We start from the raw sequence: 12,704 nt of genomic DNA, 5'->3' as shown, positions 1-12,704 counted from the left end.
AATATCAAGCCTTTCGAAAGCGGAGATAACGGACATGTCCCTACGCACCCTGCTCACCACCCTGCTGCTCGGCTGCAGTTTTTCGGTGATGGCAGCTACAGAAATCGTGCCTCTCAATTACCGCACCAGCACCGACATGCTGCCAATGGCGCAAGACTTCCTTGGCAAGGACGGTCAGGTCAGCGCCTACGGCAACCAACTGATCATCAAGGCCGAGCCGGACAAGATCCAGGAACTCAAGGCGCTGATCACCCAACTCGACACCGCGCCCAAACGCCTGCTGATCACCGTCGATACCAACGAAAACAATGGCCGTGGCGATGAAGGCTATTCAATCAACGGCGCACAGCCGAGCCAGACCCGCATCATCAGCCGCAGCACCACCAGCCGTAATGGCGGCGTGCAACAGATTCAGGCCAGCGAAGGCGCGCCGGCGCTGATTCAGGTCGGACAAAGCGTGCCGATCACCAGCAGCCAGAGCAATTCCTACGGCGACTACAGCAGTCAGACTCAATACCGCAACGTCACACAAGGGTTCTACGTCACCGCCAGCGTCACCGGCGACATCGTTCATCTGGCAATCACCACCAACAATGACCGCATGAGTCAGGAACGTTCCGATGTAGTGAACGTGCAAAGTACCGACACAACCGTCAGCGGACGCCTCGGTGAATGGATCACCCTCGCCGGCGTCAACAGCCAGACCCAGGCTGATAAACAGGGCCTGACCCGCAGCTACTCGACTCAAGGCCGGGATGACATGACTTTGCGGGTGAAAGTCGACACGCTGGACTAAAGCACCGAAAACTGACTGATTAGTCGTATTAGACGAAAGATGTAGTGCTTGAAAAAAAGCACTACAAAACGTTTGACGAGGCAAAAAAGCGAAGGCATGATGGCCTCGCTCCCGCTAATCAGAGGCCCTGGCAAGGGCCTTCGAAGCGATGTTCGCACCTACCCCGCGAACCGTTTCGTGTCTGTACCGCCCACAAGGTGTGTTTGACGAGGTTGCCGACTGGAACGAAGTTGTCCCGAGGGACGGAAGCGTAATTAGGTAACCCGGCTCCACACTGTAGATCGTATAGAGGCCCACGACGCCCGAATGCGCCCGCAGTCCGCCACTACCTGCTCACTTCCCCTCGAGCCCATCGTTCATCCCGTCGCCTACCCCGCCGAATCCGACTTGACCACCTAAGCTTCTGGTCAGCGAGCGCAGGAATTTTCCACCGCAGAACAACTTTTCATAAAAGACGCGACGAGGTTTATCTCCATGGCACTGACACGCGAACAGCAAATTGCAGCCCTCGAAAAAGACTGGGCTGAAAACCCGCGCTGGAAAGGCGTGACACGCACTTACTCCGCTGCTGACGTCGTCCGTCTGCGTGGCTCGGTTCAACCTGAGCACACCTTTGCAAAAATGGGCGCCGACAAGCTGTGGAACCTGGTCACCCAGGGTGCCAAGCCGTCCTTCCGTCCTGAGAAAGATTTCGTCAACTGCATGGGCGCCCTGACTGGCGGCCAGGCTGTTCAGCAGGTTAAAGCCGGTATCCAGGCGATCTACCTGTCGGGCTGGCAAGTGGCTGCGGACAACAACTCCGCAGAATCCATGTACCCAGACCAGTCGCTGTACCCGGTGGACTCGGTGCCAACCGTGGTCAAGCGCATCAACAACTCGTTCCGTCGTGCTGACCAGATCCAGTGGAAAGCCGGCAAGAACCCGGGCGACGAAGGCTACATCGACTACTTCGCGCCAATCGTGGCTGACGCAGAAGCCGGTTTCGGCGGCGTCCTGAACGCCTACGAGCTGATGAAGAGCATGATCGAAGCAGGCGCTGCCGGCGTTCACTTCGAAGACCAACTGGCTTCCGTGAAGAAATGCGGTCACATGGGCGGTAAAGTACTGGTTCCTACTCAGGAAGCCGTACAGAAGCTGACCGCTGCGCGTCTGGCTGCTGACGTTGCCGGTACCCCGACCATCATTCTGGCCCGTACCGACGCGAACGCCGCTGACCTGCTGACCTCCGATTGCGACCCGTACGACCAGCCTTTCGTGACTGGCGAGCGCACTCAGGAAGGTTTCTACAAGGTCCGTGCCGGCCTCGATCAAGCCATCGCTCGTGGCCTGGCTTACGCGCCATACGCCGACCTGATCTGGTGCGAAACCGCCAAGCCGGATCTGGACGAAGCCCGTCGCTTCGCTGAAGCGATCAAAAAGGAATACCCGGACCAACTGCTGTCGTACAACTGCTCGCCTTCCTTCAACTGGAAGAAAAACCTGGACGACGCGACCATCGCCAAGTTCCAGCGCGAACTGTCCGCCATGGGTTACAAGCACCAGTTCATCACCCTGGCCGGCATTCACAACATGTGGCACAGCATGTTCAACCTGGCGCACGACTACGCCCGCAACGACATGACTGCCTACGTGAAACTGCAAGAGCAGGAATTCGCTGACGCCGCCAAGGGTTACACCTTTGTGGCTCACCAGCAGGAAGTGGGCACCGGCTACTTCGACGACATGACCACCGTGATTCAAGGTGGCTCGTCTTCGGTAACCGCACTGACCGGTTCGACCGAAGAAGAACAGTTCCACTGATTCTGCTTCGCTGAGCAAACGGCCTCTGCGGATCGGATAGAAAGCTAACCGCAGAGCCGCAAAACTGACGCCCCGACTGGTTCGGGGCGTTTTTTTGTCTGCGATTTGGCAGACGCCTGACGACAGCTTCCCCACCCACTCCCGTCCTTGACACTTCCCCGCCAAAACTCCGCCATCTGTGACGACAGTTCACACCCTGTTTGAACCATTTGGGGCTAATGCCCTCCCCTCTTAACGCTTAGGGTACGGCCCATCGCCGTGTCGTTGCGGCGCTATGACAATAATAAAGACGTTCATTCGAGGTACAAGCCGATGCGTGATGACAAAGACAAGGCTAACAACGAGCTAGGGAATGGCTTGAAGGGACGGCAGGTCACAATGATTTCGATCGGCGGCGTGATCGGCGCCGGTCTGTTTGTGGGTTCGAGCAATGCCATCGCCACCGCTGGTCCTGCGGTGCTGGTGTCGTATGTCTGCGCCGCGATCATCGTGGTGCTGGTCATGCAGATGCTCGGCGAAATGGCCACTGCGCGGCCAGACACCGGGTCGTTCTCATCCTATGCCGATCAGGCGATTGGTCGCTGGGCCGGGTTTTCCATCGGTTGGTTGTACTGGTGGTTTTACGTGCTGGTCATTGCCATTGAAGCGATTGTCGCCGGCAATATCCTTGGCGATTGGCTAGGGATTTCCCATTGGGTGGCGGCGTTCGGCGTCACGTTTGCGCTGATCCTGTGCAACAGCCTCAGCGTCGGTTCGTTCGGTACGCTGGAATATTGGTTGTCGTTGTTCAAGGTCGTCTCGATCGTCGGTTTCATCATTCTCGGTGTGCTGGCGATTTTCGGGGTTTTGCCGGGTTCTTCGACCAGCGGGATTTCCAATCTCTACGCCAACGGCGGTTTCGCCCCCAACGGTAACGTGGCGATTGTCGCCGGCCTGCTAACAGCGATGTTCAGTTTCCAGGGCAGCGAAGTGGTGACCATTGCCGCCGCTGAATCCAAGGACCCGAAAGCCAACATCAAAAAAGCCATTCATGCCGTGGTCTGGCGTTTGGGCTTGTTCTATCTCGGCTCGATGTTTGTGGTGGTGTGCCTGATTCCGTGGAACGCCCCAGATCTGGCGAAGGGTTCTTACCAGGCCGTGTTGAGTGCGATGAACATTCCGTGGGCGCCGCAGATCATGGGCATTGTTGTGCTGGTGGCCGTCACCAGTTGCCTGAACTCGGCGATCTACACCGCTTCGCGCATGGCCTACTCGCTGGCCCGTCGCGGCGATGCACCGAACGCGGTGTCGCACACCACCCGTCACGGCGTACCACTGCTGGCCGTCGCGCTGACATCGGTCGCGGCGCTGACGGCGCTGACCGCCAACTACCTGCTGCCCAAGCAAGTGTTTCAGTTTCTGCTGGCCACCAGCGGCGCATTGGCCTTGCTGATGTACCTGGTGATCGCCGTCACACAACTGTGCATGCGCCGCAAACTGGTCGCGCAGGGCAAGAAACTCGAAGTGCGGATGTGGATGTTTCCGTATCTGACGATCCTCACGATCGGGTTCATCCTCGGCGTGTTCGCGATCATGGCGGCCTTCCCCGGCCAGCGTGCGGAACTGCTCTCGACCCTCGGCCTGACGGCGGTGCTGGTGATCATCGGCGCGTATTTGCAGAAGTCGCAGCCCGAACTGTCGGCACGCCGCAGCGCCATGGCGCCAGTTGAAACCGCCACCCCGCAAGTATTGGCCTGAACACCGCCCGCCACTGTGACTGAGCGTCACAGCGAGTGTGCCGGCGACCCACTTTTTCACGGTTGATCGCCAGCCTAACCTGCTTGAAACCCCGGCCAACAAACGGCCGGGGGTTATCAAAACTTACAAGGAACGCCTCATGAGTATTGCGCCTAAACCTGACGAACTGGCCATCCCGTATCAACTGCCGCAAGTGCCGTACATGGCGCCCGACATGGTGCACCCCGGCGTCCTCGGCCAATGGCTGGAAGACGATCAACTGTGGGTGCCGGTGACCGATTCGGTGTCGTTCAAACCGGTGTTGCTCAGCGTGTCCGGTGGCTACTACATCAACCTGTTGCGCGTGCGCAAAAGCGGTGTGCTCTCGCGCCATCGTCATACCGGCGGCGTGCACGCGATGGTGCTGAAAGGTCGCTGGTACTATCTGGAGCATGACTGGGTCGCCGAGGAAGGTTCGTTCGCGTTCGAGCCACCGGGCGAGACGCACACCCTGTTTGTGCCGGAAGATGTCGAAGAGATGATCACCTGGTTTCACGTGCAGGGCGGCTACACCTACGTTGACCCGCAGGGTGTAGCGGTCGGTTACGAAGACGTTTTCACCAAACTGGAAACGGCCCGCGCGCACTACAAAAAGCTCGGGCTGCCAGACGATTACATCGAACAGTTCATTCGCTGATCGACGCCGTGGCAGGCGTCTGATCGACACGGGAGGCAAGCCTTGGATAACTACTCGCAGCTGCTGGCGTTTCTTTGGGCCACCGAGCACGGTAACTTTTCAGCGGCCTCTCGCGCCCACGGTCTGACGCCGTCGGCCATCAGCAAGCTGATTTCGCGCCTGGAAGATCGCTTGCAGGTGCGCCTGTTTCAACGCGGCACGCGCAGCTTGTCGCTGACCGAAGAAGGCGCGGCCTATCTGGTCAGCGCCCGCGCGGTGATCAATGCGATGGCCGAAGCCGACTCGCTGGCCGAAGCGTTTCCGACGCGGGTCAGCGGCATGCTGCGGATTCACACGATGTCGACGTTCGCCAAACACCAGATCATTCCGTGGTTGCCGGAGTTCTTGGCGGCCTACCCCGGGCTGACGATTGATATCCAGATCGGCGCGCAGTTTTCCGATCAGTTCGATCAAGGGCTGGATCTGGCGATTCACAGCGGCGTCCTGCCAGATTCCACGCGCATCGCCCGCAAGATTGGCCAGAGCCGCTGGATCATCTGCGCCTCCCCGGACTACCTCGCTCGCCACGGAACGCCGGAGCACCCACAGCAATTGCTCGATCACACCTGTTTCAGTTTTGGCTTCAACAGCGTGTGGAACGACTGGGATTTCCTCATCGATGGCCACCCAACGTGCATCCCGGTGATTCCCAAAGCGACTTTCGCTCAGGGCGATCTGCTGCGCGATCTGGCACTCAGCGGCGCGGGCATTGTGCGCCTGGCTGAGTTTCATATCGGCCACGATATCCGCGAAGGTCGCTTGATCCCGCTACTGCAGAGCTACAGCCCGGACAGCTTTGAACCGATTTACATGATCTACACCAATCGCAAGCACCTCAGCCCCAGGATCCGCGTGTTCCGCGACTTTCTTGAACAGAAACTCGCGCAAAGTCCGTGGAACACCGAGCGCGGCTGAGCGCTCACCTATTAACAAGCACAGAGGCTTCTATGCGTAACCTGATTGGCGATGTTTCCAGCGCCGCGCGCATCCTTCCTGAACTCAATGGCGAAACCCTGTTTATCCGCAACGGCAAGGACGCCTACGTGTATGACGATCAAGGTCGGCGCTACATCGACACCGCGCTTGGCTTTGGCGCTGTGCTGCTGGGGCACGCCAATAACCGCGTGAACGAACAGGTGGCAGCTGCGTTGGCCGATTCTGCCGCGCCGTCGTGGGCGCATGTTCGTGAACACGCGGCGGCCTCGGCACTGGCGGCGCATACCGGCGCGCTGAGCAAGGTGATTTTCACCAACTCCGGCAGTGAAGCGGTACACCTTGCCTGCCGTGCGGCTCGCGCTTATACCGGGCGCGGGCGTATCGCGAAAATGGCCGCGGGCTTCGACGGTTGGTTCGATGACGTCAGCTTCGGCAATGTGTCGTCCAGTGAGGCGAATTTCGCTGACGGCCAGCGACCTTCTACGCCGCGCACGACGTTGCTGCGCTTCAATGACTTTGATGATGTCGAGCGGTTGTTTGCTGAAGATGCGGACATTGCGGCGGTGATTCTTGAGCCGATGCTCGCCAATGCCGGCTGCATCATGCCGGCGCCGGGGTATTTGCTGCATGTTCAGGAAGTCGCGCATCGACATGGGGCGTTGGTGATCTGCGATGAAGTGCTGATGGGGTTTCGCCTGTTCGCCGGCCTCGCGGGTTTGCAGGCGGGGCTGGATCCGGACATCGCCAGTGTTGGCAAGGCGATCGGTAATGGCGTGCCGGTGTCGGCGATTGTCGGCAAGCCGCATATCTTGGCGGGGTTTGAGGAAGGCCGTGTGCTGCGTGGCGGCACGTTCAGCGGCAACCCGATGGCGTGTGCAGCGGTGATCAGCACCTTGGCACAACTGGATGATGCGGATTATCAGCGTTTGATTGCGCGGGGTGAGGCGCTGCGTGTTTCGGTGGAGGCCTCGTTCAAGGCCCATGGGATGACGGTCAGCACCAGTGGTTACGGGAATGTGTTTGGGATCTGGCCTTCGGCGCAGGCACCGACGAATTATGCCGAGGCGCTGGAATGTGGCGATGCCGAGTTCAGTAAGGCGCTGCATTTGGCGTTGCGCGAAGCCGGGGTGCTGGTGATGCCTTCGCCTTATGGGCGGGTTTACCTGTCGTTCGCCCACGATGATGGCGTGGTTGAGGAGATGAAGGCTGCTTTTGCGGTGGCGGCTTCGAAACTGGCTGGGCGGTTCGGCTAAGAGGATTGGGATTCAGGCCCGGCGCGCAAGGCGTCGGGTTTGGCGGTGACTGGCAGACCGCTTTCGCGAGCAGGCTCGCTCCAGGGTTCTCGGTTGGACACAGGACTTCCGGCACACCACCGCTCGCTGCCAAAGGGATTCGCGGCGCTCGGACAAAACATTGATCCAGAGCGGTAGCGGCGTAGGAAAAATCGTGTAAAACGGGCGCCGTCGCTACTTGCAGTAACGCGCAAGTAAGACAACTTCCCAATACCTCACCCGTTAAACAGTTACAAAACCATTCCAAACGATATTAATTATCATTTAGCGACAACTATGTTCGTTACATTCTCTACAAAACATTATTTGCATAACCCCGGCTAATGCCCGCAACGCATGGGCTGCAGGGCATCGGAGATGCGCTATGTCCTTATTCCAATAAATAATTTCGCTATAGGAATTTTACTTGCCGGGTGTTTAGCCATAAAATCAGCGCGATTGATTGCTGCGACATATCGTCACTGCCTATTTCTTTATCAAGCTCAGAGACCTTTGCTCTCTGTTAAGGATTACCAGCATGCCCGAAGCGACAGGACTCATGGCCCACAACTGGGGCTTTGCCATTTTCCTTCTGGGTGTCGTCGGCCTGTGTGCCTTCATGCTTGGCGTCTCCAGCCTCCTCGGGTCAAAAGCCTGGGGCCGCAGCAAAAACGAACCGTTCGAGTCGGGCATGCTACCTACCGGTGGCGCCCGCTTGCGGCTCTCAGCCAAATTCTATCTGGTCGCGATGCTCTTCGTGATCTTCGATATCGAAGCCCTCTTTCTCTTTGCATGGTCTGTGTCCGTCCGCGAAAGCGGCTGGACCGGATTCGTCGAAGCTCTCGTTTTCATAGCAATTCTGTTGGCAGGTCTTGTCTACCTGTTCCGAGTGGGCGCCCTTGACTGGGCTCCGGAAGCTCGTCGCAAGCGGCAGGCGAAGCTGAAACAATGAGGCTTTGGCAATGCAATACAATCTCACCAGGATCGACCCCGATGCTCCTAACGAGCAGTATCCGATTGGCGAACGGGAAACCGTTTCCGATCCGTTAGAAGATCAAGTCCACAAAAACATTTTCATGGGCAAGCTGGAAGACGTGCTGAGTGGCGCGGTCAACTGGGGACGTAAGAACTCCCTGTGGCCGTACAACTTCGGCTTGTCGTGCTGCTACGTGGAAATGACCACCGCCTTCACGGCGCCCCACGACATCGCGCGCTTTGGCGCCGAGGTTATCCGGGCATCGCCGCGTCAGGCCGACTTCATGGTTATCGCCGGTACCTGCTTCATCAAGATGGCGCCGATCATCCAGCGTCTCTACGAGCAGATGCTCGAACCGAAGTGGGTGATCTCCATGGGTTCGTGCGCTAACTCCGGTGGCATGTACGACATCTACTCTGTGGTTCAAGGGGTGGACAAGTTCCTGCCCGTGGACGTCTACGTACCTGGCTGCCCTCCTCGTCCGGAAGCATTTCTGCAAGGCTTGATGCTTTTGCAGGAATCGATCGGCAAGGAGCGTCGTCCGCTTTCCTGGGTCGTTGGCGATCAAGGCGTTTATCGCGCCGACATGCCTTCGCAGAAGGAAGAGCGCCGCGAACAGCGAATCGCAGTCACCAACCTGCGCAGCCCTGACGAAGTCTGATCCAGATCTGTTCTTACAAAGAAACGAGAAGCTGGCTTCATTCTTTACGTTGACCGAAAGCGAAAAAATAACCATGACTACAGGCAGTGCTCTGTACATCCCGCCTTATAAGGCCGACGACCAGGATGTGGTCGTTGAATTGAACAACCGTTTTGGCGCCGAAGCGTTCACCGCTCAGTCGACCCGCACCGGCATGCCGGTGCTGTGGGTCGCGCGCGCCAGGCTCGTTGAAGTCCTGACTTTCCTGCGCAACCTGCCCAAGCCGTACGTCATGCTCTATGACCTGCACGGCGTGGACGAGCGTCTGCGCACCAAGCGTCAAGGGCTGCCGAGCGACGCCGAGTTCACCGTGTTCTATCACCTCATGTCGCTTGAGCGTAACAGTGACGTGATGATCAAGGTCGCCTTGTCCGAGAGCGACCTCAGCTTGCCGACCGTCACCAGCATCTGGCCGAACGCCAACTGGTACGAGCGTGAAGTCTGGGACATGTTCGGCATCGACTTCAAAGGTCACCCGCACCTGTCGCGCATCATGATGCCGCCGACCTGGGAAGGTCACCCGCTGCGCAAGGACTTCCCGGCGCGCGCCACCGAATTCGATCCGTACAGCCTCAACCTCGCCAAGCAACAGCTTGAGGAAGAAGCCGCGCGTTTCCGCCCTGAAGACTGGGGCATGAAGCGTTCCGGCCCGAACGAGGACTACATGTTCCTCAACCTCGGCCCGAACCACCCTTCGGCGCACGGTGCGTTCCGTATCATTCTGCAGCTGGACGGTGAAGAGATCGTCGATTGCGTGCCGGACATTGGCTACCACCACCGTGGTGCCGAGAAAATGGCCGAGCGTCAGTCGTGGCACAGTTTCATTCCGTACACCGACCGTATCGACTACCTCGGCGGCGTGATGAACAACCTGCCGTACGTGCTCTCGGTCGAGAAGCTGGCCGGCATCAAGGTGCCTGAGAAGGTCGACGTCATCCGCATCATGATGGCCGAGTTCTTCCGGATCACCAGCCACCTGCTGTTCCTCGGGACTTACATCCAGGACGTCGGCGCGATGACGCCGGTGTTCTTCACCTTCACCGACCGCCAGAAGGCGTACACGGTGATTGAAGCCATTACCGGTTTCCGTCTGCACCCGGCCTGGTACCGCATCGGTGGCGTTGCCCACGACCTGCCGCGCGGCTGGGAAAAACTGGTGAAAGACTTCGTTGAATGGCTGCCAAAACGCCTCGACGAATACACCAAGGCTGCCCTGCAGAACAGCATCCTCAAGGGCCGTACCATCGGCGTTGCCCAGTACAACACCAAAGAAGCCCTGGAATGGGGCGTCACCGGTGCTGGCCTGCGTTCGACCGGTTGCGACTTCGACCTGCGTAAAGCGCGTCCGTACTCCGGCTACGAGAACTTCGAGTTCGAAGTACCGCTGGCCGCCAATGGCGATGCCTACGACCGCTGCATGGTTCGCGTTGAAGAGATGCGCCAGAGCATCAAGATCATCGACCAGTGCATGCGCAACATGCCGGAAGGCCCGTACAAGGCGGATCACCCGCTGACCACGCCGCCGCCGAAAGAACGCACGCTGCAGCACATCGAAACCTTGATCACGCACTTCCTGCAAGTTTCGTGGGGCCCGGTGATGCCGGCCAACGAATCCTTCCAGATGATCGAAGCGACCAAGGGCATCAACAGTTATTACCTGACGAGCGACGGCGGCACCATGAGCTACCGTACCCGGATCCGCACTCCAAGCTTCCCGCATCTGCAACAGATCCCTTCGGTGATCAAAGGCAGCATGGTCGCGGACATGATTGCGTACCTGGGTAGTATCGATTTCGTTATGGCCGACGTGGACCGCTAAGCATGAACAGCACGCTTATCCAGACAGACCGTTTCACCCTCAGTGAAACCGAGCGCTCGGCCATCGAGCACGAGCTGCATCACTATGAAGACCCGCGCGCGGCGTCGATCGAAGCCCTGAAGATCGTTCAGAAGGAACGCGGCTGGGTGCCGGATGGCGCCTTGTACGCAATAGGTGAAATGCTCGGCATCCCGGCCAGCGACGTTGAAGGTGTGGCGACGTTCTACAGCCAGATTTTCCGTCAGCCGGTTGGCCGTCACATCATTCGCGTCTGCGACAGCATGGTCTGCTACATCGGTGGCCACGAGTCGGTGGTCAGCGAAATCCAGAACAATCTGGGCATCGGCCTGGGTCAGACCACCGCCGACGGTCGTTTCACCCTGCTGCCTGTCTGCTGCCTCGGCAACTGCGACAAGGCTCCGGCGCTGATGATCGACGACGACACCTTTGGTGATGTGCAGCCTGCTGGCGTCGCCAAACTGCTCGAGGGCTACGTATGACCCTGACATCTTTCGGTCCTGCCAACCGCATTCAGCGTTCGGCCGAGACTCACCCGCTGACCTGGCGTCTGCGTGACGACGGCGAAGCCGTGTGGCTCGACGAGTACCAGGCCAAGAACGGTTACGCCGCTGCGCGCAAAGCCTTCGCCGACATGGATCAGGACGCCATCGTCCAGACCGTGAAAGACGCAGGCTTGAAAGGTCGCGGCGGTGCAGGCTTCCCCACGGGCGTGAAGTGGGGCCTGATGCCCAAAGACGAATCCATCAACATCCGCTACCTGCTGTGCAACGCGGATGAAATGGAGCCGAACACCTGGAAAGACCGCATGCTGATGGAGCAACTGCCCCATCTGCTGATCGAAGGCATGCTGATCAGTGCGCGCGCGCTGAAAACCTACCGTGGCTACATCTTCCTGCGCGGCGAATACACCACCGCCGCCAAGCACTTGAACCGTGCTGTGGAAGAAGCCAAGGCTGCGGGCCTGCTGGGCAAGAACATTCTGGGCAGCGGCTTCGATTTCGAGCTGTTCGTTCACACCGGCGCCGGGCGTTACATCTGCGGTGAAGAAACCGCACTGATCAACTCCCTCGAAGGCCGCCGCGCCAACCCGCGCTCCAAGCCACCCTTCCCTGCCGCCGTCGGCGTGTGGGGCAAGCCGACCTGCGTGAACAACGTCGAAACCCTGTGCAACGTGCCGGCGATCATTGCCGACGGCGTTGACTGGTACAAATCGTTGGCTCGCGAAGGCAGCGAAGACATGGGCACCAAGCTCATGGGCTTCTCCGGCAAAGTCAAAAACCCGGGCCTGTGGGAACTGCCATTCGGCGTCACCGGTCGCGAGTTGTTCGAAGACTACGCCGGTGGCATGCGCGACGGCTTCAAGCTCAAAGCCTGGCAACCAGGTGGCGCCGGTACCGGTTTCCTCCTGCCAGAACACCTCGACGCGCAAATGTACGCCGGCGGCATCGCCAAAGTGGGCACCCGTATGGGTACCGGCCTGGCCATGGCGGTGGACGACAGCGTCAACATGGTCTCGTTGCTGCGCAACATGGAGCAGTTCTTCGCTCGCGAGTCGTGCGGCTTCTGTACCCCGTGCCGTGATGGTCTGCCATGGAGCGTCAAGCTCTTGATGGCCATCGAAGAAGGCCGCGGTCAGCCAGGCGACATCGAGACCCTGCTGGGTCTGGTCGGTTTCCTCGGCCCAGGCAAGACCTTCTGCGCTCACGCACCGGGTGCCGTGGAGCCGTTGGGCAGTGCCATCAAATACTTCCGTCCAGAGTTCGAAGCCGGTATCGCGCCAGTCAGCGCCGCCGTCCCGCCTCTGGCAAGGCCGATCGTAATCGGCGCGTAAACGCTTAAAAAGGCGAAGGGTCCGTGCCCTTCGCCTTTCGTCCGATGACGCCTTTCGGGGCTGACTGGATTCGGACGGATAACAAGATTCCATTAGCCACGC

At 59.1% G+C, this 12,704-nt stretch carries 11 protein-coding genes; all 11 read left to right on the top strand.

Features of this window, described 5'->3' with window-relative positions; genetic code table 11:
- Positions 1-34 precede the first annotated feature (34 nt).
- Positions 35-796 carry a secretin N-terminal domain-containing protein gene (locus ACQ4OE_RS08880; RefSeq protein WP_430946397.1) on the top strand — a complete coding sequence of 254 codons (762 nt, stop codon included), beginning with the start codon at positions 35-37 and terminating at the stop codon, positions 794-796.
- Positions 797-1,270: 474 nt separating this feature from the next.
- The gene (gene aceA / locus ACQ4OE_RS08875; RefSeq protein ID WP_034155130.1) at positions 1,271-2,596 is read left to right on the top strand and encodes an isocitrate lyase; all 1,326 of its coding nucleotides are present in this window, start codon (positions 1,271-1,273) and stop codon (positions 2,594-2,596) included.
- Positions 2,597-2,908: 312 nt separating this feature from the next.
- Entirely contained in the window at positions 2,909-4,333 is a 1,425-nt protein-coding gene (locus ACQ4OE_RS08870; RefSeq protein WP_430946396.1) for an amino acid permease, read from the top strand.
- Between the two features lie 139 nt (positions 4,334-4,472).
- Entirely contained in the window at positions 4,473-5,009 is a 537-nt protein-coding gene (locus ACQ4OE_RS08865) for a 2,4'-dihydroxyacetophenone dioxygenase family protein (protein ID WP_053121625.1), read from the top strand.
- 42 nt (positions 5,010-5,051) lie between these two features.
- Complete coding sequence (locus ACQ4OE_RS08860) at positions 5,052-5,963, top strand: LysR family transcriptional regulator (protein ID WP_430946395.1); 912 nt, start codon at positions 5,052-5,054, stop codon at positions 5,961-5,963.
- 32 nt (positions 5,964-5,995) lie between these two features.
- Positions 5,996-7,237: an aspartate aminotransferase family protein gene (locus ACQ4OE_RS08855; protein ID WP_430946394.1), complete on the top strand. Its 1,242-nt coding sequence runs from the start codon at positions 5,996-5,998 to the stop codon at positions 7,235-7,237.
- 556 nt (positions 7,238-7,793) lie between these two features.
- Positions 7,794-8,207, top strand: a complete 414-nt coding sequence (locus ACQ4OE_RS08850) for an NADH-quinone oxidoreductase subunit A (protein WP_003223812.1) — start codon at positions 7,794-7,796, stop codon at positions 8,205-8,207.
- Positions 8,208-8,217: 10 nt separating this feature from the next.
- A complete protein-coding gene (locus ACQ4OE_RS08845) occupies positions 8,218-8,892 on the top strand; it encodes a NuoB/complex I 20 kDa subunit family protein (protein WP_007920192.1) in 675 nt (224 codons plus the stop codon).
- A 73-nt stretch (positions 8,893-8,965) separates the two neighbouring features.
- The gene (gene nuoC / locus ACQ4OE_RS08840) at positions 8,966-10,750 is read left to right on the top strand and encodes an NADH-quinone oxidoreductase subunit C/D (protein ID WP_007920189.1); all 1,785 of its coding nucleotides are present in this window, start codon (positions 8,966-8,968) and stop codon (positions 10,748-10,750) included.
- Between the two features lie 2 nt (positions 10,751-10,752).
- Complete coding sequence (gene nuoE, locus ACQ4OE_RS08835) at positions 10,753-11,250, top strand: NADH-quinone oxidoreductase subunit NuoE (RefSeq protein WP_122590307.1); 498 nt, start codon at positions 10,753-10,755, stop codon at positions 11,248-11,250.
- On the top strand, positions 11,247-12,602 hold the full coding sequence (nuoF, locus tag ACQ4OE_RS08830) for an NADH-quinone oxidoreductase subunit NuoF (protein WP_103306794.1): 1,356 nt from the start codon (positions 11,247-11,249) through the stop codon (positions 12,600-12,602). Before nuoE ends, nuoF begins: the two co-directional genes overlap by 4 nt.
- The last annotated feature ends 102 nt before the right edge of the window (positions 12,603-12,704 follow it).

The sequence above is a fragment of the Pseudomonas sp. WC2 genome (assembly GCF_050586545.1).
Classification (GTDB): domain Bacteria; phylum Pseudomonadota; class Gammaproteobacteria; order Pseudomonadales; family Pseudomonadaceae; genus Aquipseudomonas.
This window is presented reverse-complemented; position numbering and strand designations above follow the sequence as displayed.

Coding starts and splice junctions, on each gene's coding strand:
- ACQ4OE_RS08880 (WP_430946397.1), top strand. CDS start 35: ATGTCCCTACGCACCCTGCTCACCACCCTGCTGCTCGGCTGCAGTTTT.
- aceA (WP_034155130.1), top strand. CDS start 1,271: ATGGCACTGACACGCGAACAGCAAATTGCAGCCCTCGAAAAAGACTGG.
- ACQ4OE_RS08870 (WP_430946396.1), top strand. CDS start 2,909: ATGCGTGATGACAAAGACAAGGCTAACAACGAGCTAGGGAATGGCTTG.
- ACQ4OE_RS08865 (WP_053121625.1), top strand. CDS start 4,473: ATGAGTATTGCGCCTAAACCTGACGAACTGGCCATCCCGTATCAACTG.
- ACQ4OE_RS08855 (WP_430946394.1), top strand. CDS start 5,996: ATGCGTAACCTGATTGGCGATGTTTCCAGCGCCGCGCGCATCCTTCCT.
- ACQ4OE_RS08850 (WP_003223812.1), top strand. CDS start 7,794: ATGCCCGAAGCGACAGGACTCATGGCCCACAACTGGGGCTTTGCCATT.
- ACQ4OE_RS08845 (WP_007920192.1), top strand. CDS start 8,218: ATGCAATACAATCTCACCAGGATCGACCCCGATGCTCCTAACGAGCAG.
- nuoC (WP_007920189.1), top strand. CDS start 8,966: ATGACTACAGGCAGTGCTCTGTACATCCCGCCTTATAAGGCCGACGAC.
- nuoE (WP_122590307.1), top strand. CDS start 10,753: ATGAACAGCACGCTTATCCAGACAGACCGTTTCACCCTCAGTGAAACC.
- nuoF (WP_103306794.1), top strand. CDS start 11,247: ATGACCCTGACATCTTTCGGTCCTGCCAACCGCATTCAGCGTTCGGCC.